We start from the raw sequence: 22,548 nt of genomic DNA, 5'->3' as shown, positions 1-22,548 counted from the left end.
ATTTTACCATTTATTTTCCCTTACTTTCATTTCTTATGACCTAATAATTGTTTTTCTTACTTCTTCGGCTAACGGTTGAAGAGGCGTAATAATACGGTCGCTTACCTCCGCCGCCGCTTCTACCATCGAGAGCTGCGCCACTGAAACAACGGTGTTATGCTCTTTTATTAGCTCATGTAAGACATGTTTTACCTTCTGTTTATACTTCTCTAGGTTTCCAGTCATTACTAGTTCAAAAGCACCTTCTATCACAACAGGGCGAACCTTTATCTTTACATTTTGATAAAATGCAAATTCATCTAGACGCTTCATCGTTCCTTCTACGGTCTCTGGATTTGTAAATGCAATAAGCTGCGGTTCTTCTATTTCACATATTCGGCGAAAATAAGGCTCATCGATTTTAATAATTGGAACATCGCTTGTAAATGCTTCTGGTAAAAGAGCAATGTAATTCGTACACGTAAGTAAAATGGCATCTGCTGAACATTCTTCCATCCACTTTAACTGCTTCTCTACTTCTTCAGCTGCTGACTCCGCTGCAAACTTAGGGTCGGTTGTTACCCGATGTACAAGTCCAGGGTCTACGAAATGCATACAGTTCGCAAACGGCAGAGTTTTTTCGATATAAGAGATGTTCGAATAATGAGCGTGCAGGCAAGCAATTTTCTTCATAGTTCTCCCCCCGTATGATGGTCTTTAAAATACTGAATTAAAAATTCCTGGAACTTTTTCGCAACAGGAGTTAAATATTTATCCTTGTTCCACGCAATCCCAATTACCCTTGAAGCTGTGTCTTCTTTGAGCTTTATTTTTTTAATACCTCGCAAGTCCACTCCCTTTATTTCAGGAAGCAAGGCAACCCCTAAATGAGCCGCTACAAAACCAATCACCGTCAAAAATTCTTCTCCTTCAAACGTAATATTTGGGACAATTTCGGCTTCTTCAAACAGCTGATCAAAAATTGTTCGGCTTCCGTATCCTTTTTTTAACGCGATAAACGATTCATGAGCCAACTCTGAAATCGAAAGCACTTGCCTTGAGCCAAAAGAATGCGTATCAGGGACATACGCGTACAGCTCGTCTTTCCATAAATATTCCCACTGAATTCCTGCCCTAGATTCCGTTACGGAAGACATACAAAAATCAATTTCCCCGGTTTGAAGCTGATCGAGCATGATGTTTGTAGCGTTCTCAAAAATTTGGAATTGAACGTTCGGATACTCTTGTAAAAAAGCATGAACTAATTTTGGGACGGACGAAGCGCCTAATGATTTTAAAAAAGCAAACGAAATACTGCCGCGATGAGGATGAATCAAATCCGAAAGCTCACGTTTAGCTTCTTCCATTTCATTTAATACTTTGGCCGTTCGTTCGTAAAAAAGCCGTCCGTATCGATTTAAAATAACTTGCCTTCCTTTTCGTTCAAATAGCGGCACGCCAAGCTCTGATTCTAATTTAGAAATTGAGCGGCTGAGCGTAGGCTGCGCGATTGATAGTTGTTCCGCTGCCTTTGTAAAATGTTCCGTTTGAGCTACAACATTAAAATATTCGAGCTGCTGCCATTCCATTTTTTCACATCCTTTACTTATTACATAATACTATCAATTTCATATAAATTATACATTGGACGTCATAAAAAATTCATGTTTAAATGAAGAACGTAGCACTTGCTAAAAATGTTATGTGCCTGCATAGAATAAGTGTTGAAAGAAGGAATTAGTTTATGGATGTTTCAATTGTTTTAACAATGTTAGCCGTCGGACTGATCTTAGGATTTGTCGGAGCAGGCGGATCAGGTTTTATTATTTCAATTTTAACGCTGCTGTACGGCGTATCTGTACACGTTGCACTCGCAACGGCTCTTACCGCAATGATTTTCTCTTCTTTATCTGGCGCAGTCAGTCATTACCGCGAAGGTAACGTATCTTTGAAATCCGGTATCTCTGTTGGTATCCTCGGTGCATTAGGCGCTTGGATTGGGTCTAACCTTTCATCCTTTATCCCAGAAGGCGAGCTAAAATGGCTAACAGCCAGCATGCTTTTATTATCTGGTGTTTTACTTTGGCTGCGAATGTTTTTATTTTCCCGTCAGCAAAAAGAACGTACTGTTCCAACAGGAGCTAAATTTGTCGTCTACTCTTTACTAATTGGCTTAATTACCGGTGCTCTGTCCGGAATGTTTGGAATTGGATCAACTCCATTTATCCAGCTTGGCCTTATGATGGTGTTAGGTTTGTCTATTCGCCAGTCGGCCGGAACGACAATGCTCGTTATTATTCCGATTGCAATTGGCGGCGGAATGGGCTATTATCAGCAGGGCTTTTTAGATATTCCGCTGTTGATTCAAGTTGTTGTCGGCACAATGGTCGGTTCATATATTGGAGCAAAGTTTACAAACCGCGTACCTGCTCCCGTATTAAAAACGTCCCTTGTAGCTCTCCCTATTTGCTCTAGCTTCCTCCTTGTTATATAAGAAAAAAGCTTGAACTCTTGTTCAAGCTTTTTTTATGTTCATCTGATAAACAAACTGCTTTCCTTGGCTTCCAAAAATATGCCGGTCTGTATCAATAAAGCCGCATCGTTTGTACAGACGCTGCGCAGCCGTGTTTTTATGGTTCACGCCTAGCACCACTTTATTTTTAGTTGGAAAGTGATGAATGATAAAAGAAGGAAGAAGCTTTAATGACTTTTTGCCAACTCCAGTTCCTTGATAATCAGGATGAATGGAATAAGACCGTATTAAAAGCGCGCCGGAGCTCTCGGTATATTCTTTAACAGCTTCCCCTGCGTCGAGCACGAAAAAGCCGGCTAGTTTGTTTTCTGCCAAAATCAAAACGGGCGCTCTGTCTCTTTCTTGCTTACACTTAGCTATGGCTTCAGCAGGAAGTGCCGTATAAATGAGCTGCCCTTCAGGCAGCGTATAGCTATGTACAGGTGACTCATAAGTTTCACTATAAAACGTTAGCTCTACATTTACTGCATTATCCATTCTCGACCTTACTCCTTTTTCCTTAGTATAACATGCGCTAAAAAAACCGCATAAAGCGGCTTTTCCTTTATCTAGCGTCGGATACTACGGTAAAACGTTCATTTACATGTTCTCCTCGCTCAATTTCATCAATGACCGCAATTGCGTAATCCGCATAGCTGACGTGGCTGTTTCCTTCTGAATTTAAAATGACATGATCTTTCCCCGTTTTATAAGCATCCGTTCGTTTTCCTGAAGGATTAAAAAATGCTGCCGGGCTAATAAAAGTCCAGTTAACATCGCTTGTACTTTCTAGGTCTTTTAAGTTTTGAGTTTGATTGTCAGCTGTTGCTTTGTATTCTTTTGGAAAATCAGGCGTATCTGCTAGACGCGTCGTTTTCTCTTCATCAACAAACAAACTGCCTGCTCCCCCTACAACAAGAAGGCGAACGTCCGGAGCTTGTTTAAATACATGAATTAACGACTGCCCCGCTTCTACGTGCAGGTGTTCTTTTCCTTCAGGAGCCCCAAATGCATTTACCACTGCATCGAAACCTTCAATATCTTTTTCCGTAATATCAAAGATGTCTTTTTCCAGTGTATGAACATCTCTTTCTTCTACTTTGCTCGCATCGCGTACAATTGCCGTTACGTCATGTCCGCGATTTAAGGCTTCTTTCACGATAAAACTTCCTGCTTTTCCTGTAGCACCTACGACTCCAATTTTCATTTTAAAACCTCCAGTAAAATTCTCTATATTTAGGTAATAGCCTTTTTTTGCTATGCTAAAACACAGCAAAATGGTTTAAGCAAGATAGAGAACGAATAAAGAAGCCGAAGCGAAAGTTTTTTAGTTAATAAAAGATCCGAACGTAGGTTTCATATATGGAGGTGCTTCCAGCTGTTGATTAGAGGGCAAGGCGAAGACTCCTGCGGGAAAAGCGGACCAGGTGAGACCGCGCAGGAGTGCAAGCGACGAGGAGGCTCACCAGCCGCCTGCGGAAAGCGAAGCCTTGCACGAAAATCAACCGCGGTGTACTAAACGATCCATACGGTCCCCTTTATCCATTTGTTCGATTTTATATTAATTTAGTTATGTCTTAATCTCTTTGACAAAAAACAAATGAGCGCTTATTCAATTTCAATAAATAACACGTGAGCCATAGAGTGAATGGATTTAATCAATTCTACTTTATTCCCTTTCTTTTTTGCCTTTCCTTTTATTTCTACAAAATAGAGCAGCTCACCTTGATGATGATCTCGGTGAATTTCGTAAGATGAAATCATAATATTTTCTCTTTCAATTTTATCAAGCAGCTCATAAATATCCTCTTGATTGGCTGCACGAAACTTAATTAAAATGGAATGAGTAGAAAGAGATGTAAACATCACGTTCAATATTTCTAAGCCAATCAGCACTAATATAGTTGCACTAATGCCGACTGTATACATACCCGCCCCAATGGTTAAACCAATTCCCGATGTTGCCCATACGCCTGCGGCTGTTGTAAGCCCTCTAATATGCTGCTTTTGAATAATAATCATACCTGCCCCTAAAAAACCAATACCGCTTACTACTTGTGCCGCAACCCGGCTCGGATCAAGAGCCATATGATCTTGATGAAGCACATCTGAAAAGCCATATTTCGAAATCAGCATAATCAGCGTGCTACCGACAGCAACTAAAAAATGAGTTCGAAAGCCCGCTTCTTTTGCTCTAAATTCTCTTTCTAATCCAACCAAAGCTCCTAACAGACCTGATAGCGCGAGACGACTAATAAAAGCTGCAGTCACTTTTTTTCCTCCTTTCTCTTCAATTTTTCATAAATGCACCTATTAACTATTTCTATTTTTGTTATAATTTACTATAACTTTTTTTTGAATAGGAGGCTCTTTAAAATGGATAAAGTCATCGATTATTACAGCAAATTTGATGAGTGGGGACGATTAGAACGAGAACCTATTGAGTTTCAAGTAAACTGGCATTTTATTAATAAGCACCTTCTCCCTAGCGGACATATTTTAGATAACGGTGCCGGACCGGGAAGGTATGCTTTGAAACTAGCAGAAAACGGCTATGAAGTAACTTTAACTGATTTGACGCCGCAGCTAGTTGAAAAAGCCAAAGAAAAAGCTTTAGAACAGCAAGTATATAATGCATTTCGTAATTTTCATGTGGCAGATGCACGAAACCTTCACTGTTGTTCAGATGAACAATTTCATGCGTCACTAATGCTTGGACCAATGTATCATTTACAGAAGAAGCAAGATCGTATTCAAGCCGTTCGAGAGCTGTATCGGGTAACAAAGCCAGGCGGAACTGTTTTTATTTCGTTTATGCCGCGTGTTCAGCACATGATTTCTTCTTTAACATCGCCGGAACGTTTAAAACCAAACAACACGGCAAAAGCGCTTCATGATTTTTATGAATCAGGCTGCTTTGATCATGCAGAAGAAGGCCGATTTACCCACGCTTATTACACTAAAATTGAGGATATTATTCCTTTTTTAGCGAACCATGGATTCCAATGTGTTGAGCTAATTGCCTCTAACCTTGCTTCGTCAGTTAATTCAAAGGAATGGACGTACTGGCAGGAAACTTCTTCTGAAGAAATGAACAGCATCGTTCAGCTCCTTATTCAACAAGCATCAAGTTCTTATCACCTTGGACTTTCTTCTCATTTACTCTATATCGGCCGGAAGCACTAATAATCACCTCTACCTATCATAGGATAGATAGAGGTGATTATTAATGAACCGTTTATTCAAATGGAGTGCGAGCACTTTGCTATGTTTGATGTACTGCTTTTTGATTCCCCTTCCTTCTTATGCAAGCGGTGACTCTTACTCTTCCTATGCAGAACTGCAGCAGCACGAGATTCTCCATCAAGACTATGATATTCGCTACGAGCAGCGCTTTAGCTACCTATCCATTATGGCCATTCACGGCGGAGGAATTGAACCGGGTACATCAGAAGTTGCCAAAGAACTCGCTGATCGCTTTTCCGCTTCTTATTATTTATTCGAAGGCATCAAGTCCACTAACAACGGAGTTCTGCACATAACCTCAGAAAACTTTGACGAACCGTTTGCTAGAGGAATGGCTCAGCAAAGTATGTCCGTCATGACGATTCACGGCTACAGTGGCAGCCAGCCTATCGTATATGTAGGGGGAAAAAATCAGCTTTATAAAGAGCTGGTAAAGCAATCGCTGCGCAAACACGGCTTTACAGTCCGTGACGCTCCTTCTGATATAGCCGGAACAAGCGAGCAAAATATTGTGAACGATAATCTGCTAAAAGCCGGAGTACAGCTTGAACTCACAGCCGAACTAAGAAAATCATTTTTCGTAAACCACGACTGGTCGAGAAACAACCGCATGAATGTAACGCCGCTTTTCCATATATTTATCACTTCCTTACAAGAAGCATCTTCTTCCTATCAAACTTTCCTTTACTTTCAAGTTCACTAACTTATTAACCCTTGCCTGTTCCTTGATTTCCAGACAAAAAAGCCAGCGCAGTCTGTATAATCAAACGCGCTGGTTCTTATCTATTTCTCTCGCTAAAATAGACTGTTTAAAGTCTTTTTGTTTAAAAAACTCTTTAATTTTACTTCTTATTGGACGAACCAAGCTTTAAACAGCGAATCTATGCCCATTTTTATCTCTTCGTCAGACAGTCCCGCAAATCCAAGCAGTACATATGGCGTCTGGTTTTTATTAGCAGTATGATAATAAATAGACGTTGGATAAATCGTTATTTTTTGCTCGGCAGCTGCTTCAATTAGTTTCTGTTCACTCATTCCGTTTTTTACCTTAAGAAGAATATGCAAGCCAGAATGTTCTCCGACAATATCTACACGTTCTCCCATAGTAGTAGTCAAACAATCTAGCAGCAGCGCTTGTTTTTTGCGGTATGCTGTTCTCATTTTATTCAAGTGACGTTCCCAGTGTCCTTCTTTCATAAAAAGAAAAAGCGTATACTGATGAAGTCTTGAAACAGGCTGTTTAAAAAGTCCACAGTGCTTCACATATCTTGTAAGAAGTCGGTGTGGCAGCACGGCATAACTTATTCGAAGAGAAGGCATCAACGATTTTGAAAACGTCCCCGTATAAATAACGCGATCGTCTTGATCTAATCCTTGAAGTGCCGGAATCGGTTTTCCTTTATAGCGAAATTCTCCGTCATAGTCATCTTCTATAATATAGCCGTTCGCTTCCTTCGCCCACTCTAGTAGTTCAAGCCTTCTTGCTATCGGCATGACCATACCAATAGGAAATTGATGAGACGGCGTAATGTACACCGCATCCGCTTCGCTTTCTTTCAGTTCCTTGACTTTCAAGCCAGAACTATCAAGAGAAATAGGGACGACCGACATGCCTTGTTCTTGAAAAACGTGCCTTGTTCGGTGAAAACCTGGGTTTTCGAACCCAATTATCTTTTCTTTTCCTAGAATGACAGAAAGCAGCCACATGAGGTACTGTGTACCTGCACCTATCACAATTTGCTCCGCTGTGCAGCGCACTCCTCTTGAGTGGTAAAGGTATGACGCAATTTCTTGGCGAAGAAGCAGTTCGCCCTGCGGATGTCCGCTATAAAAAAGCTGGCTTTCATCATGATAAATAGCTTGAACCGTTAGCTTTTTCCACGTATTATACGGAAATTTTTCTACGTCTATCTTTCCATGGCTAAAATCAATGGCAGTTGATTTTTGATCTTCTTGTTGCAGAGATACAGAGATAGGAGGCAGTTCTTGAAGCACGACTTCATTTTTTATCTCTTTTACAAATGCTCCTTTCCTGGCTAGTATCTCAATATAGCCCTCTGCTTCTAACTGTATATAAGCTGCTTCAACCGTATTTTGGCTAATGCTTAAATGAAGAGCTAGCTTTCGTTTAGAAGGCAGTTTTTCATGAGGCGGAATGGTACCTTTTTGAATTTGTTTTTTTATGTAAGTATAAAGCTGCATGTATAAGGGATCTGCTTTTCTTTTATTGAGCAAGGGCATTAACTCTAACATGGTATTCTTTCCTTTCTAACTGATACTATCAAATTTACCGTTTCTGACACTTACTCTCAGTTCAGTTTCTTCATATACTGAATTATATCTTATAACTCAAGGAGATGACACAATGACTATTACTTATAAAACCAACGTCTCAATCCGTGCCGAACAAGCTGCTGAAGTGTTTGTACATTCAGGCATTAAACGTCCTTCACAAGATCTTGATCGGATTCAAAGAATGCTTGATCACGCTTCTCTTACCATCACCGCTTGGAACGACAGCGAACTCATTGGCATAGCTAGAGCGTTAACAGATTTTAGCTACTGCTGCTATTTATCGGATTTAGCTGTCGTAAAAGACTATCAAAATCAAGGAATCGGCACACAGCTCATCAAGCACGTTCAAGCAGAAATCGGTGAAGAAACCGCGCTCATTTTACTTTCCGCTCCTTCTGCTATGAACTATTATCCAAAAGTCGGCTTTCATCAGATTGATAATGGGTTTAAGATTGAGAGAATTCGATAGGTAAAAAAGATAAAAAATTCCCTTTCTTACTAAACTATTATTATTTTACATCCTTTCAATATGATGGTACACTATTCAAAGATTAAGGCTATGATACTTCTTCCTTCTCATCCAACTCTTAGAATTTAGAGGTATCCCTTTTCCTTAATCCATTAACTTAACTATACATATATTCAAAGTCAGGAAGCAAAGCGCCTGGCTTTTTCTGTGCAAATCATACATGGTGGTGTTTGAATGAAAAACGATATTTTTTTAAGAAGACAGTCTAAAGTAATTGTGAAGCAAGGATCAGATATATTACCCCCTGCTTATGTGGCTTCCATGTTAAAAAACATTGAGGCATTAGGATTTACAGCTTCAACTTCTTTAATTGATCGGTTACTCACTCTTCCGTTCTACGAATTTATGTCTTTTTATGAGCAGCTTCTCTTATCTTTAAAAAGACTTGTTGGCGCTCATGTTAAATATAAACCGATGTATCCTAACTTTCCAAACGAAGTCATGCAAGCGTCCGAAGCAGAACTATACATAAATGCTGTGGTTCACTATCTGACTGGGATTTTACCAAACAGTGAAAAACAAGATGTTTTTCCACTGTTTGATACTACAGATTTACGGATTATTGACCTCGGAACGGATGAAGAATTTGACCTTATGATGCGCCAATTAATTGGTGCCAATACCTCATTATCGCAAACGGATCGAGCAGACATCGAATGGTCTCTTATCACTTTACCGGCATTAGACCTACTTCCAGCAGTCATTCCTCAAAAAGAAAATGCTGCATTTGTTAGCTCAGTTTTAATTAAAACAAACAAACTACCTATTGATGTCTTGTCTTCTTATTTTAAAACAGCAACAGATGTCTTACGTTTGGCAACCGCTTTATCTGATGGCGATATTAGCCTTTCATCACCCACTTTATTTAAAAAGTTTAGTCGTTTTGAACGCCGAAGCTTGTTGCAGCTGCTAGAAAGCACTCCAAATGTAGAAGAAGATATGTTTCGTTATAAAGTAAAGTGGATTCGTTTAGGTGAGATTTTACATCCTGGAGAATACAAACATCGATTTCCTCACGCTGCTAAAGGATTCGATGCTGTTCGAAACCATAAAAGACCGTTGACGTTCTATAGTAAATTAGAGAAAGCACTCGAGCAACAAGACGTCTCAAAAGCAGTTTCACTTTTAGAAAAACGGCCAGGTGACTTTGCTAGACGAATTGACCATTTACTGCGCTTATCTACTGGGGAACAAGAAGCTGCTTCTATTATTGTAGCATTTGCAACGGTCGCTCATCATGTCTCTACGCCAGTACTGCTTCAGCTCTATTCACATATGAAGCATCGACATCATAGACAAGATATGCGCGTAGTGTTTCCAAAAGGGAATGTGTCCAAAGTAATGGCGCTTGATAATCCCTTACCTTCTCTTCGTAAAAATCTTTGTGATGGTGTAATAAATGCATGCAAAGATGCTTTACATGACCGTTTTGCTAAGTTGCCACCTCTTGGAAATGTATGGCTTGATGAACGTTTACGTGAACAAACTATACCATTTTCACAGCGTTCAAGCAGCAAAACATTAAAAACGATTAGTAGGGGCAGTAAATTAACAATTCCTGAAGGCAATACGCTTCGTTTTTTTATTTGGTGGAAAGAAGGCTTTGTAAATGGTGAACACACCGGTAGTGTAGATATTGATTTGTCTGCCGGAATTTACGATGAAAACTGGCAGTATAAAGAGCATATTTCTTATACAAACTTATCTTCAAAAAGCTTCAAAGCTTTTCACAGCGGAGATATTACATCTGCTCCTAACGGGGCATGTGAATTTATTGACTTGCATATCCCTACGATTCTAAAAAAAGGCGGCCGTTATATATTGATGAACGTTTATTCATTTTCTGTCCAGCCTTTTGTTATGCTTCCCGAATGTTTTGGAGGATGGATGATAAGACAGCACATAGAGTCCGGCGAGATATTCGAACCTTCTACCGTGCAGAATAAAGTAGATCTTGCTAGTGATTCCACCATCTCCATCCCTTTAATTTTTGATTTACAAGAGCGAAAATTAATCTGGACGGATATTTCGCTGCATCATCATGTTGAATTTGAAAATAATCTCGAACAAAACAATGGATCTGTCTCTCTTATAGGAAAAGCTATGACAAAGCTGTTGAAGCCAACGCTTTATGACCTTTTTTCATTTCACGCAGAAGCTAGAGGAACACTTATCCACGACAAGCAAAAAGCTGACACTATTTATTCTCTTGATGAAGGTGTTACCCCTTATGATATTGAAACAATTATCGAAACCTACCTAAACTAATTAATTTATAAGAAATTAAAAACAAACAAAAGAAAAAACCTCTTTCCAAGAAAGAGGTTTTTTCTTTTATTTCACGAGCTTTTGCTCAGTTGCAGCTGAACTCTGACTTCGTTTATGAAATCCTTTTGCGTAGTACGCAATAATAAGACCGATAAACCATAATGGTCCGATGACAACTGCAATTCTTGTGTCTGGGTTGTACGCCATAAGAACAACAACAAGCGCTAGAAACGCAAGTGATACATAAGACGTTAGCGGAAACAAAGGCATTTTGTATTTTAACTTTTCCTCTTCACCTTTTTTTAACGTTTTGCGATACTTAATTTGAGAAAGCAAAATAATTCCCCATGTCCAAATCGCACCGAATGTTGCAATGCTTGTTACCCACGTAAATACTTTGGCAGGCACAATGTAGTTTAACGCTACTCCCACTAATAAAGCACCCGCTGATGCTAAAACAGCTTTTCCCGGTACGCCGCCTTTTGTCAGCTGGCTGTATCCTTTTGGCGCTTCTCCGTGCTCTGCTAAGTTAAACAGCATACGGCCTGTACTAAAAATACCGCTGTTACAAGAAGAAAGAGCTGCTGTTAGCACGACAAAGTTAATAATACCAGCCGCCGCTGGAATCCCGATTTTTTCAAATGTTAATACAAACGGGCTTCCCTGTGAACCGATTTCTTGCCAAGGATAAATCGACATAATGACAAATAATGCACCCACGTAGAAAATAAGAATACGCCAAAAGACAGAATCAATCGCTCTTGCTAGAGATTTTTCCGGATTTTTCACTTCTCCCGCGGTAACACCGATCATTTCAATTCCTAAATACGCAAACATGACCATTTGCAGCGACAGCAAAATGCCTTTGAATCCGTGCGGGAACAGTCCGCCGTTGTCCCACAAGTTTTTAATACCAGTCGCAACGCCGCCGTTGCCGATTCCGAACACAATCATTAATAATCCAACGGCAATCATTAATACAATCGCTAAAATTTTAATAAGTGCAAACCAAAATTCCAGTTCGCCATATGCCTTAACAGCTAAGAAGTTAACTGTTGTCATAATGACAAGCGCCGATAACGCCCAAATCCAGTTTGGTACATCTGGATACCAATACCCCATATAAATACCAACGGCTGTAATTTCAGCCATACATGTTACAACCCATAAAAACCAGTAATTCCAACCTGTTAAATAACCAGCAAGCGGCCCTAAATAGTCGCGCGCGTACTTACTGAATGAACCTGCAACAGGTTTTTGAATCGCCATTTCTCCAAGTGCTCTCATAATAAAAAACATAATCATTCCGCTAAATCCATACGCCAACAATATTCCCGGTCCTGCTAATTTAATAGCAGATGCAGATCCAAGAAACAGCCCTACCCCTATGGCTGCTCCTAAGGACATCAGCGTCACATGTCTTTCTTCTAACCCGCGTTTCAATTCTTTCCCCTGAGTTTTCCCCTGCATAAACGTCTCCCCTTTTTCCAATCTGTCAAAACGAGATGAATACAGCCTTTTTTGTTAGCGCTTTCATATAAGTCTGTGCTAAAAGTCAGCTAGGCTATATATTTGTATTCTATCACCTTTCTCTCACTTTTCTTTTGTCGAAAAATAAAAAAATTATCGTATCATTTTGTTTAAATACACAATTAGATGTAGACACTGGTTTTTTACTATGTATTTATTATTGCACCTAAGTAATAGCATTTTAAAAAAATAGAAAAACGCCGACTCAACTCCGTCAGCGCATCGTTCATTTTATGCTTTTTATAAAAACTAGCATTTATCTCGCGGGTTCAAAAGTTTTACAGCCAGGTTCTTCCGTTTCAGAAACATGGTGACTACTTTCAGGACTCACAACGTAAATGGACTCTGCACTGCATTTGTTTCCAGTTTTCCAATACACGCACTCATTTACTTCACATAATACACCTTGAGCCACTGTCATCCCTCCTTTTCTTGTCTTATCTCTTTTTTACCCGAAATATAATGCTTCTAACATTTACATGCAAAAAAACCGCTTGTTTATCAAGCGGATCTTTTTATTGCATATGTTCAACATACTGTTTTTTAGCTAGATATAACTCGCGACTCAGCGTAATCCGTCGTTCTCGCAGGTGCCTTAATTTAGCCTGAAATCGTTCATTAGTTGGCTCTTCTTGAATTAAGCGATACGTAAAAGAAATATCTTCATTTAACTGTTTAAAATCTTCCCATATTTCTTGAACGAGTGCGGATTGTTTGTCTTCAAATGAGCGATTTTGCTTCGTTTTTAGCGCAGCTAAAATTTCCTGTTGCCACGTTTCGTCTTTTATTTCTTTTGCTAACAAGTATAGATCTAAATAATCATCAATGCTTAACGCCGTTTGTCTATTGTTCAATGTCATCACCTTTTCTATACGAAATGTTTCTTCCTAAGAAGAGGATTTCACCATAGAAAAAGATTCCTCTTCTTATCTGTCAAAGCTAGGCTATGCTGGAATTAGCACCATTCAATAATTGTGGTTGCTGAGGCTTCAAAGGGCCAGTCCCTCCACCTCTCTAGATAAGAATATTTCGTTTTTAAATTATTTCTGACTATTCTAATATGTTTTGTAGGTTACGTCAATAGCTTTTCAATAAAAAGAAAAAAGAAGTAAAATATGGTATGCTGTCATAAAGGATGGTGAGCACATGAAACGATATATGTTATCTGCTTTTTTGGGAAGCTTGCTGTTGCTTCTCAGCATTGCCTTTTCATCTACTTTCCATATTGCAATTGTCAAAACAACCGGAAGCATTGGAGGAATTATTTTAGCAGCAGCGGCTTTGATTATGAACGCGCTTGAAGATCCTCCCGCCTCAGATCATACAGGTGGAGGAGCTGTTGAAGTACTAGATAAAGGCGCCGTTTGGGCTACTTATTTACTTTTACTTTCATTACCAAACCTCATCGCATGTATAACATCTTATGTTTTATGGACTCGCTGACATTCACCAACGTTACGAACGTTTTACCACCTGCAGGCTCATTGATATTTGTTTATCTACAAATCCAAGTTCGCGATACACATGCTGTACAAAATTCCCAGCATGAACGCTGAGCCTGATTTCAGGGTATCCTTTGATAGACAATTCATCAATCGCTTTTTGCATTAACGGCTTGGCTAGACCCCGCCCGCGGTATTCTGATACAACATATAACTCGTAGATAAAGCCAATTTCTTCTTTTGAAAAGAAGTCGGCAGATGGTCCCGCAAGAACCCAGCCTGCGAGTTTATTTTCTTGTCTAGATACTAAATAATAACATCCTTTTTTAAGAGCATTATCAATTAGTTCATTTACGCGTTCAGTTGACGGTTGAAACTGATGCGTTGTTCCTTCAAACAGCGCATCAGCAGATTTTGTCCGAATTTCCTGTATTTCTTCTTCAGTAGCTTTTACAATCATCACGATCTCTCCTTTCGTGTTCGTTTTCCACATGCAGAGATAAATTCCTGCAAAAAAAGTCTTCGCCTAAGCGAAGACTTTTATTTAAATTCAAAATGTTCTTGATGATTGCCTTGTTCATCCGTCCAGTTAATCATGATGTCTAAGCCTGCCGCTTTTCCAGGAACAGCAAAATTCGCATAGCGAAAACGCTGACCGCTTTTGCTTAAGTTAGATCTTTCAATAGGAGAAAACAAGCTGTATTTCGTCTTATTTTTTCCTTCGTGACGAAAAGCTTGAACCTGCACGCGTTCTACGTCTTTTCCAATGTTTTCAACGGTTAACCCATATGTATGATAGACGTTATTTTTCCACTTTAGCTGATTATCTCCCGTCATACTTGCTTTTGCCAGTTCAACCGACCATTGTTCAGATGATTTCTTCATTGGAAGCTTTTCCATCGAAAGAGCGCTAACATGAATAGTTGCAAAAGCAAGCCAAACAAAACAAAAAGTGCTGACTGTATAAAATAGTCTTTTCATAGATATTGATCTCCTTAGCAATTTTAGTAGTAGCATCTCCTATTGCCCTAAAAATTATGATATACGTTTTAACACAAAAAGCCCCCCATTCAGGAGAAGCTTCTTAATTAATGCATCAGCAAATCTTTTTGTTTGTCTAATGAGTGTTTCGTATATAAATCTCTTTCAACCGTATATTTAGGACGCTGTTTCACTTCGTTAAAAATCTTGCCAATGTATTCTCCGACAAGCCCTATCCCCATTAGCTGCAGGCCGCCTACAAGCCAAATTGATAAAATAAGAGACGTCCACCCAATTTGCGTATGATCTAAATATTTTTGAATCAGCGCATAAATGCCAAACGCAACACTAAAAAGAAAAGAAGCTCCTCCAAGCAGCGTTAATAACCGTATAGGCGCTACGCTAAAAGATGTAATCCCGTCAAATGCAAAAGCGAGCATTTTCTTTAACGGATATTTTGATTCGCCCGCCGTCCGTTCTTTGCGGTCATATGTGACTTCAGTGGAGCGAAATCCTACTAATGGTACAAGACCTCGTAAAAAGACGTTTCCTTCTTTGTATTTCATGAGTTCACCAAGAGCACGTTTGCTCATGAGACGAAAATCAGCGTGATTTTGAACGAGCTGAATTCCTAACTTATTCATAAAACGGTAAAATCCTACTGCCGTAGTTCGTTTGAAAAGTGTATCGGTTTCTCTGCTGTCTCGAACACCATATACAACTTCATACCCGAGCCAATACTTCTCTACAAAAGTACGAATGGCGTTGATATCATCTTGTAAATCCGCGTCAATGGAAATGACGCAGTCAGATTGTTGGTAGGCTGCTTCTAGTCCTGCAAGCAAAGCATTTTGATGTCCTACATTTCGCGCTAGCTTTAACCCTTTTACAAATAAATTGCTGCAGCTTTCTTTTTCAATAAGCGACCACGTGCTGTCTTTACTTCCATCGTCTACAAATAAAATGGTACTTTCACTTGATACAAGACGTTCATCTATTAGTTCTTTTACTACAGTAGTTAATTGAAAAGACGTCTCTGTGAATACTTCTTCTTCGTTGTAGCATGGAACAACAATCGTTAAAATAGGTCTGTTCATTTTATTGCCCCCTTACTTTGCTTCATATACATACACTTTCCAAGCGGACTGTTTATCGTTAAATGCTTTTAAAAAGTGCAAACCGTCGCTTTCAGCATTTTCGATTGGCACAGCTGAAAAAATATAGCGACCGCCCATTTTTTTAAATTGATTGATATTAAGCTGCAAATGATGGATTTTTTTAGTTGAGTCTTTTCGGTAATCATATTTTTTCCCTAGCTCGCTAACAAACACATAGCAGCGGTTGCCCCAGTGATCATAGTAGCTTTCTAGTTTTTTATTTTTATCAAGCTCTTTGGCAATAATTTTACGAAACTCATGCTTATACGTTAACGGATAGAAGTTGTTATACGTATCTAGCGTATAAAAGCCGTTATACTGAGCAATGGATGGATGAAGCCCTATGCTTGCTACGCGATAAGATGATTTAGGTTTTCCAATATATCTGCTTATTTCATCAAATTGATGAACAGCATAAAATTCCTTGACTGACGGCTCGTGATTGTAGCGGTAATAAAGTTCTGGATTTGCTATAAATAACACAAGCAGCTGTAAAATCAAACATACCCACACAAACTTCTTCCACGCCTTGCTCCTTTTCCATAAAACATAGCCGCCAACGGCAAACATTAAATAAATAATGAGCGGGCGTAAAAAATGAAATCTAGCAAAATTGAACGTATTAAAAAGCTGATATTTTTCTTTTAGCGGCTCCCATCCTTTATAAAACCAAAACGCATACCAAATCGACAGCAGGAGATTAAGAATAAATAACTGCAAAAACGTTTTTTCAAGCTTTCCCTTCTGATTCCGAGCAACAATCCACAGTACGACAAAAGAAAGCGGTAAAATGACAAAGGTATGAAGCGTCATTACATGCGTATGCCCGAGCGTATAGTTCTTTAAAGCAAGGCGAACGGAATGTCCAAAGCTTAGAGTAGAGCTTAAAAATTCATTTCGACTCGTCGGGGCCTCCGGAAATAAAAGCGAATCAACAAGCCGGTATTCAATGAGAAGAAAGACAGCGGTCATCGCTGCAATACTTCTTAAAAAAGGAATATTCCACGCTCGTTTTTTTACGGCATCTCTTAGCCATAGCAGCCCCATCGCCGCTAAAAAGAAGAAAAAACCTAGCACAAAACTCGCGTAAAACGGAAGCAATAAAAGTGTAAGCCATTCCTTCCACGTTCCTTCGCGGTTTCGAATGGTTAAAAACGCCCACAGCGCCAGCGGCTGTCCTAATGTACTCAGCATGCCCGAAGGCCAAAATGGCGTAAGTGCAAAAGCAAGTGATACAAGCACTCGAATCGCATAAGCATCCTCGCTTTTAATAAAATGCTTTTTTAATAATAAATACATTCCAATTAAAGCAAATATGCGCGTAATCATTTGGCTGAGGCTGTACGCAAGCATGGTAGGAAATAAGCCATACAGCCACTGAATACCGCTAAATTCTGTTCCAAACGTGTTTCTCGGCAATCCGTTAATAATTTGAGGTAATACGGCATGACTGGAACCAAACAGCTCCCCGCTTTGATGCAGAACTTTATACCACGTAATATTTGAGTCTAAATTATCATGCACGCGTATATGTGAATTTTCCCCAAGTAAAAACATAGGAGATACATACGCAAGCAGCAAAAGGAAAGCGATAATAAGCAATGTTTTTTCTTTATTCATAGCTGTTTCTTTCTTCATCTGTTAACACCTATTTCCATTTCATAATGACTAAAAGCTAATCGTGAATGACGACTGCTTCTTTTTTTGTATTAAATACAAAGTATTTTTGACCCGTATAATTTAAAAGCGTATACAGACCTGTTCCAATTAATATACCGACGTCTTTTTTGAACGGACGCACCGCAACAGGAAGTTGATGCAATAACCAGCTGGAGAACTGCAGTCCAATATAGTAAGACAAGCCGTAGCAAATGCCAATAACTAAAATAAAACGCAGTATGCTTTTTGATAAATGAACTCCGCTTTTAAACGTAAATATTCGATTTAACACGTAGCTGACGACTGCCCCCGCTGCATTGCCGACGAACGTCGCTATCCAGTAATGATGAAAGATATGAAGCAGCACATACATAATGGAGAGACCTACTGCTGTATTGACCAGTCCCACTACTAAAAAACGTACAAAAGATCCTTTCATATAAACTCCTTTTGATTTTGATACTTTCATAAAAATTACATATTATGACTTTAAATACAGTTTCAGTGTAGCAACTCCACTTAAAAATCTAATGAAAATAACATTAAAAACAGATGAAAAAAAGCTAAAAGAATCAATAAAAATCAGGATTCTTTCAGCTATTTAGTAGAGCCTTCAATAATTAATTTTTGATCGCTTTGATTGTCAAACGCATCCACTGCCGCTACTTCTATTTGATACGCAGTATGAGGCTGCAAACCTGATAACGGAAGACTTAAAACATCCGGAACAGGATCGCTGTAATATTGAGAAAATGCATTATATGTTTTGACCACTTTTCCAGTTTCTTTATTTTTGACGGTAATGCGATAAGAATGAACCATCAGATTATCCACCGCTTGCGTAAACTGGATATAAAGCTGATTTGCTGAAGCTTTTTCTTGTATAACAGAAATAGTAGAGCTTGGAAGAAAAATCGGTTTTACTAAATCTCGCTCATTTGTGTAGTGAAATTTTTTTGCATCTGCAGGTATATCAATTTCCCACGCTTCTCCCGTCCACTTATTTGCGTGAAAATCCCGCCTTTTAACGACTATTTTTCGATTATAAACCTCTACAAGAAGACCTTGACTCACGTCTCGATAGCCAGGAGGAAGTTCACCTTGTAAATATCCAGCACCAGGCCATATATACCGAACAGAAGACGTTGCAAGAGAGGTAAAATCTCTTTGAAAAATAGTACGAGGGTCGTCCAACGGATGGTGGGTATGACCAGAAAACGTAATGACTTGCGAATAAGGTTTTAACGTATTGTAAAGAAGCTGTTCATTCACTTCTATCCCCCATCTATTTTCCCCGTACAGTGTATTGTTAATAGGCTGATGAATAAAGACAAAAATCGGTTTTTTAGGATCGTCTCGCTTTGCTATCTTCAACTGTTCTCCAAGCCAGTTAATTTGCTTGATTGAATAATCACCGGCAGTTAATCGGCTTTCTGTTCCAAGCATGATAAAATGATAGCCTTTTATCACTTGATGAAAGTAAAGAGCCTTCATTTTGGTTTTAGATAAAAAACGCTGCTGCGCTTGCTGATTGGTTACGCTGTCCCGGTATTCATGGTTGCCAATTGTAAAAAGAGATACGGCCTGCGACTGTTTATTTTGATTATAAACAGAAAAAAAACGGTCGTATTCTTTTAACGCGCCTGTATCGGCCAAGTCTCCTACTACTACAAATGCATCTTGTTTCGGTGCCTGTTCATTTAATTGCGTTAATGCATGTTGAAAAGTACGCAAATCAAGCGTTCCTGTTTCCTTAATATGAACATCACTGATCACAGGAAAAACTAGCTTTGGTTCGATGTATCCGCTTCGTCCGCTCTTCTCTTCAGCTCGTACGTTTAAGGTAATCCCGCATATAAGAACACTTATTAATACGAAAGCGAGCCAGTCTTTTTTCAGCGTTTCCATAAAACCGCCGAGCATGATGCTTCCTCCTTTCTTCACTGCTGCGTCTCAGTTATTTTCTCTACGTGTATGAGCTTTTATTTTATGTAATTTCAAAATATCTAATCGTATAGTTTCAATATTTCTTTTCGTATTTGCACACACTATGTTCACAATCAATTCATTACACTTTTCCTAGTCATAGTGGTATGATTTTCGTATATTACAGACTAATTGTTGAAAATGTAGGAGTGAATATTTTGAAAACGGTCGCTGTTATTGGAGGAGGAATTACGGGCTTAACCACTCTGTACTATTTGCAGAAACTAAAACGAGAACGTAACCTTCCGCTTAAATTATTATTACTAGAGAAAAATTCCCATCTAGGAGGAAAAATTAATACGCGTGAAGCGGGGGAATTTATCATGGAAACAGGGGCAGATTCTATCGTAGCTCGAAAAGAGAACGTCATGCCTCTGCTAGAAGAGCTATACTTAACAAACGATTTAGTATATAACGAAACGGGCAAATCGTTTATTTACTCTGCTAATGAGCTGCTTCCAATTCCGGAAGATACCATGTTCGGTATTCCAACAAGCGTGGAATCTCTTTTTAAAAGCGAGCTGATTTCTTCAAAAGCTAAAATTACAGCTTTAAAAGACTTAATTACTAAAAATACAACGTTTACAAAAGACAGCTCAATTGGACTCTTTTTAAAACATTTCTTAGGAGAAGAGCTAGTAGAAAAGCAAATTGCACCTATTTTATCGGGCGTTTACTCTGGCGATTTAGACAAACTCACGATTTCTTCGACTCTCCCTTATCTGCTCGACTATAAAAACACGTACGGCAGCATCATCAAGGGAATGGGAGCCAATGAAAAAAAATTTAAAACGGCAGGAAATAAAAAATTCATTTCGTTTAAACAAGGTTTATCAACGATTATTCACCGCCTAGAAGAAGAGCTTTCTGATGTAACGATTTTAAAAGATACGCCAACCACCAGCATAAAACAGAACGGTGAACGTTACCAAATCAGTACGCCGGGGCAAGCCCATTCAGCGGATTACTTGGTGTTAGCTACACCGCACACGGCTGCTCAGCACCTGTTGAACGATCCCGAATTAAACGAAGACTTTGAGCAGTTAAAAGATTCTTCTCTGATTAGCGTGTACATCGGCTATGACGTTCCAGACGAATACCTTCCCGCTGAAGGCACCGGGTTTATTGCCTCTCAATCAAGCAACTTAATCGCCAATGCCTGCACGTGGACGAGCAAAAAATGGGCTCACACCTCTAAGCGGGGGAATTTGTTAGTTCGCTTATTTTATAAAAGCACGAGTCACCACTTTGACAGCCTGCGGACGATGTCAAAGGAAGAGCTGCTAGCAGTGGCACAAAAGGACATTGAAAACAGCTTAGGGATCAAAGAGCAGCCCATTGAAAGCGACGTAACCAATTGGGATAAATTGATGCCTACCTATCATCTTAAACACGGTGAACTTGTGCGCAACTTGACTCAAAAATTGCATGACAAGCACCCCGCTATTACATTAGCAGGCTGTTCTTACTATGGAGTAGGCATTGCAGCGTGTATAACAAACGGCAAACAAACGGCCGAAGCTATCTCTCAACAATTGACTTAAAAAAGGTTTAAAAATAATAAAAGGCCCGAAAATAAATATATTATTTTCAGGCCTTTTATTACCTTTTCGTTAGCATATAAAGCTACTTTCCTTACTATTAACAACTCTTTTATCGCTTTTCTTTTTGCAAAGCAGCAGTAGCAAACAATACAAGATAGCGCTCGTCTGAAGTTAATCTAAGCCAATGTTTCACTTTATATCTCACAGGTTTCCGCTCCCTTCCTTCAAGTTTTTATATGGAAAGACTTTATATAAAGATTCAATAACGATAAGAAACGACGCTTGATATGTATTTTATTCCCACGCCCGCTTGTTTACAAACTTTTTTAAACGTAAGACTCTTCGTTTATTTCCCTGAAAATAACACCGTTTTCGCCATTATCCTCTTACTATTTGAGAAAAAAGTGTACATTTCTTGCCTATTTTGACGAACATTGCGATAAATAAAAGCTGCCAATTGCGGCAGCTTTTATGTTAAAGGACTAATCTAATTATATTGCCTGATGGATCTTTTGTGATGAAATCTTGGTTTTCTTTAGAAACAGCTGCTCCGATTTCACGAAGCTGATTTATTGCCTGCTCCCTTGCTTCTTCAGCTGGGAAAACAAGTGTAAATGACTCTAAACCAACGCTGCTTTCAAGAGGACTAGGCGCTCCAATTCCATTCCAAACGTTTAGTCCGATGTGATGATGATAGCGTCCAGTTGAAATAAACAATGCTTGATTATGGTAATTGCTCACAACCTCAAAACCTAATCCATTTCGATAAAAGGTTTCCGTTTGCTTTAATTCAGAAACGTGAAGGTGAATATGTCCCATTAAGGTAGCTGAAGGTAATCCTGTCCATGGTTTACCGTTTCCTTCAGCTACTATCGCTTCTGCATCTAAAGGTTTTGTAGCCATTACTACTTCACTGTCATTCCATTCCCATGTACTTGACGGACGATCTCGATAAATCTCTATACCGTTTCCATCTGGATCTGCCAAGTACAGCGCTTCGCTCACTAGATGATCAGACGCCCCTTGAAGCGGATAACCGCTATTTAACAAATGCTGCAGAATACTTCCTAAATCAGAACGAGTCGGCAGCAATAGAGCAAAATGATATAAGCCTGTTGTACGAGGCTGTTTTGCTGTAACGTTTTCCGGCTGTTCAATCGATAAAAGCGCCGTGCGTCCATCAGCTGTTAACAAGGCTTTATTCTCTTTTCTCCCTAAAAGTTTAAACCCAATTATTTGCTGATAAAAAGCAAGTGAACGCTCTAAATTTTCTACTTTTAAATTTACTTTTCCAACAAATACATGGGGTGCACGGTGAAAGTTCATGATTATTTCTCCTTTTGAATATATCATTTTTTAATTAACTTACTTTATGTAACTTATTATATTTTTATAACTTCGTTTCGTCAAGTTATTTATT

At 39.1% G+C, this 22,548-nt stretch carries 24 protein-coding genes and 1 riboswitch; of the genes, 8 read left to right on the top strand and 16 right to left on the bottom strand.

Annotated elements, in window-relative coordinates; all coding sequences use genetic code 11:
• Positions 1-33: 33 nt before the first annotated feature.
• Positions 34-672 (bottom strand): hypothetical protein, encoded by a 639-nt coding sequence (locus tag ACOZIR_RS04780; protein WP_340141782.1) that lies wholly within the window; start codon positions 670-672, stop codon positions 34-36.
• Positions 669-1,568, bottom strand: a complete 900-nt coding sequence (locus tag ACOZIR_RS04775) for a LysR family transcriptional regulator (RefSeq protein ID WP_045293927.1) — start codon at positions 1,566-1,568, stop codon at positions 669-671. Before ACOZIR_RS04775 ends, ACOZIR_RS04780 begins: the two co-directional genes overlap by 4 nt.
• A 155-nt stretch (positions 1,569-1,723) precedes the next feature.
• Between ACOZIR_RS04775 and ACOZIR_RS04770 the strand changes: the two genes are divergently transcribed.
• Complete coding sequence (locus tag ACOZIR_RS04770; RefSeq protein ID WP_045293928.1) at positions 1,724-2,473, top strand: sulfite exporter TauE/SafE family protein; 750 nt, start codon at positions 1,724-1,726, stop codon at positions 2,471-2,473.
• A 21-nt stretch (positions 2,474-2,494) separates the two neighbouring features.
• Here ACOZIR_RS04770 and ACOZIR_RS04765 read toward each other — a convergent pair whose 3' ends face one another.
• Both ACOZIR_RS04765 and ACOZIR_RS04760 read right to left on the bottom strand, forming a co-directional pair.
• Positions 2,495-2,989 carry a GNAT family N-acetyltransferase gene (locus ACOZIR_RS04765; protein WP_045293929.1) on the bottom strand — a complete coding sequence of 165 codons (495 nt, stop codon included), beginning with the start codon at positions 2,987-2,989 and terminating at the stop codon, positions 2,495-2,497.
• 67 nt (positions 2,990-3,056) lie between these two features.
• Positions 3,057-3,698, bottom strand: coding sequence for an NAD(P)-dependent oxidoreductase (locus ACOZIR_RS04760; RefSeq protein ID WP_045293930.1), 642 nt, complete (start codon positions 3,696-3,698; stop codon positions 3,057-3,059).
• 174 nt (positions 3,699-3,872) lie between these two features.
• Here ACOZIR_RS04760 and ACOZIR_RS04755 point away from each other — a divergent pair, with 174 nt between their 5' ends.
• Positions 3,873-4,010, top strand: coding sequence for a hypothetical protein (locus ACOZIR_RS04755; RefSeq protein ID WP_169746691.1), 138 nt, complete (start codon positions 3,873-3,875; stop codon positions 4,008-4,010).
• Between the two features lie 89 nt (positions 4,011-4,099).
• On the opposite strand, the gene ACOZIR_RS04750 is transcribed toward ACOZIR_RS04755, so the two are convergent.
• Complete coding sequence (locus tag ACOZIR_RS04750; RefSeq protein ID WP_013058646.1) at positions 4,100-4,762, bottom strand: MgtC/SapB family protein; 663 nt, start codon at positions 4,760-4,762, stop codon at positions 4,100-4,102.
• Between the two features lie 105 nt (positions 4,763-4,867).
• On the opposite strand from ACOZIR_RS04750, the gene ACOZIR_RS04745 reads away from it, so the two are divergent.
• Positions 4,868-5,677 (top strand): class I SAM-dependent methyltransferase, encoded by an 810-nt coding sequence (locus tag ACOZIR_RS04745; protein ID WP_045293931.1) that lies wholly within the window; start codon positions 4,868-4,870, stop codon positions 5,675-5,677.
• Between the two features lie 43 nt (positions 5,678-5,720).
• Complete coding sequence (locus ACOZIR_RS04740; protein ID WP_340141781.1) at positions 5,721-6,440, top strand: poly-gamma-glutamate hydrolase family protein; 720 nt, start codon at positions 5,721-5,723, stop codon at positions 6,438-6,440.
• Positions 6,441-6,586: 146 nt separating this feature from the next.
• Here ACOZIR_RS04740 and ACOZIR_RS04735 read toward each other — a convergent pair whose 3' ends face one another.
• Positions 6,587-7,990: a PLP-dependent aminotransferase family protein gene (locus ACOZIR_RS04735; RefSeq protein WP_310878485.1), complete on the bottom strand. Its 1,404-nt coding sequence runs from the start codon at positions 7,988-7,990 to the stop codon at positions 6,587-6,589.
• A 112-nt stretch (positions 7,991-8,102) separates the two neighbouring features.
• Between ACOZIR_RS04735 and ACOZIR_RS04730 the strand changes: the two genes are divergently transcribed.
• Together ACOZIR_RS04730 and ACOZIR_RS04725 are read left to right on the top strand one after the other, a co-directional pair.
• Positions 8,103-8,501 (top strand): GNAT family N-acetyltransferase, encoded by a 399-nt coding sequence (locus ACOZIR_RS04730; protein ID WP_045293934.1) that lies wholly within the window; start codon positions 8,103-8,105, stop codon positions 8,499-8,501.
• Positions 8,502-8,735: 234 nt separating this feature from the next.
• Positions 8,736-10,829, top strand: a complete 2,094-nt coding sequence (locus tag ACOZIR_RS04725; RefSeq protein WP_340141780.1) for a cytoplasmic protein — start codon at positions 8,736-8,738, stop codon at positions 10,827-10,829.
• Positions 10,830-10,895: 66 nt separating this feature from the next.
• Here ACOZIR_RS04725 and alaP read toward each other — a convergent pair whose 3' ends face one another.
• From alaP to ACOZIR_RS04710, 3 genes are all read right to left on the bottom strand, one after another.
• Positions 10,896-12,299 (bottom strand): alanine permease AlaP, encoded by a 1,404-nt coding sequence (alaP, locus tag ACOZIR_RS04720; protein ID WP_340141779.1) that lies wholly within the window; start codon positions 12,297-12,299, stop codon positions 10,896-10,898.
• A 316-nt stretch (positions 12,300-12,615) separates the two neighbouring features.
• Positions 12,616-12,774: a DUF1540 domain-containing protein gene (locus tag ACOZIR_RS04715; RefSeq protein WP_071271404.1), complete on the bottom strand. Its 159-nt coding sequence runs from the start codon at positions 12,772-12,774 to the stop codon at positions 12,616-12,618.
• 100 nt (positions 12,775-12,874) lie between these two features.
• Positions 12,875-13,219, bottom strand: a complete 345-nt coding sequence (locus ACOZIR_RS04710) for a hypothetical protein (protein WP_303525116.1) — start codon at positions 13,217-13,219, stop codon at positions 12,875-12,877.
• Positions 13,220-13,282: 63 nt separating this feature from the next.
• Positions 13,283-13,384, bottom strand: a riboswitch (SAM riboswitch).
• Positions 13,385-13,505: 121 nt separating this feature from the next.
• Here ACOZIR_RS04710 and ACOZIR_RS04705 point away from each other — a divergent pair.
• Positions 13,506-13,802, top strand: a complete 297-nt coding sequence (locus tag ACOZIR_RS04705) for a hypothetical protein (RefSeq protein ID WP_050688317.1) — start codon at positions 13,506-13,508, stop codon at positions 13,800-13,802.
• Positions 13,803-13,814: 12 nt separating this feature from the next.
• Here ACOZIR_RS04705 and ACOZIR_RS04700 read toward each other — a convergent pair whose 3' ends face one another.
• The 6 genes from ACOZIR_RS04700 to ACOZIR_RS04675 all read right to left on the bottom strand — a co-directional run bounded on the left by ACOZIR_RS04700 (position 13,815) and on the right by ACOZIR_RS04675 (position 19,521).
• A complete protein-coding gene (locus ACOZIR_RS04700) occupies positions 13,815-14,261 on the bottom strand; it encodes a GNAT family N-acetyltransferase (RefSeq protein WP_045293939.1) in 447 nt (148 codons plus the stop codon).
• A gap of 80 nt (positions 14,262-14,341) precedes the next feature.
• Positions 14,342-14,782: a hypothetical protein gene (locus tag ACOZIR_RS04695; RefSeq protein WP_045293940.1), complete on the bottom strand. Its 441-nt coding sequence runs from the start codon at positions 14,780-14,782 to the stop codon at positions 14,342-14,344.
• A gap of 107 nt (positions 14,783-14,889) precedes the next feature.
• On the bottom strand, positions 14,890-15,879 hold the full coding sequence (locus ACOZIR_RS04690) for a glycosyltransferase family 2 protein (protein ID WP_045293941.1): 990 nt from the start codon (positions 15,877-15,879) through the stop codon (positions 14,890-14,892).
• Positions 15,880-15,891: 12 nt separating this feature from the next.
• Entirely contained in the window at positions 15,892-17,577 is a 1,686-nt protein-coding gene (locus ACOZIR_RS04685; RefSeq protein ID WP_045293942.1) for a DUF6044 family protein, read from the bottom strand.
• Between the two features lie 37 nt (positions 17,578-17,614).
• Positions 17,615-18,037, bottom strand: coding sequence for a GtrA family protein (locus ACOZIR_RS04680; protein WP_045293943.1), 423 nt, complete (start codon positions 18,035-18,037; stop codon positions 17,615-17,617).
• Positions 18,038-18,195: 158 nt separating this feature from the next.
• A complete protein-coding gene (locus ACOZIR_RS04675) occupies positions 18,196-19,521 on the bottom strand; it encodes a metallophosphoesterase (protein ID WP_045293944.1) in 1,326 nt (441 codons plus the stop codon).
• A gap of 221 nt (positions 19,522-19,742) precedes the next feature.
• On the opposite strand from ACOZIR_RS04675, the gene ACOZIR_RS04670 reads away from it, so the two are divergent.
• Positions 19,743-21,128 (top strand): protoporphyrinogen oxidase, encoded by a 1,386-nt coding sequence (locus tag ACOZIR_RS04670; protein ID WP_340141778.1) that lies wholly within the window; start codon positions 19,743-19,745, stop codon positions 21,126-21,128.
• A gap of 474 nt (positions 21,129-21,602) precedes the next feature.
• Here ACOZIR_RS04670 and ACOZIR_RS04665 read toward each other — a convergent pair whose 3' ends face one another.
• A complete protein-coding gene (locus ACOZIR_RS04665; RefSeq protein ID WP_045293946.1) occupies positions 21,603-22,454 on the bottom strand; it encodes a VOC family protein in 852 nt (283 codons plus the stop codon).
• Positions 22,455-22,548 lie beyond the last annotated feature (94 nt).

Source organism: Priestia sp. D3YE.R1, from assembly GCF_049199565.1.
GTDB lineage: Bacteria > Bacillota > Bacilli > Bacillales > Bacillaceae_H > Priestia > Priestia aryabhattai.
This window is presented reverse-complemented; position numbering and strand designations above follow the sequence as displayed.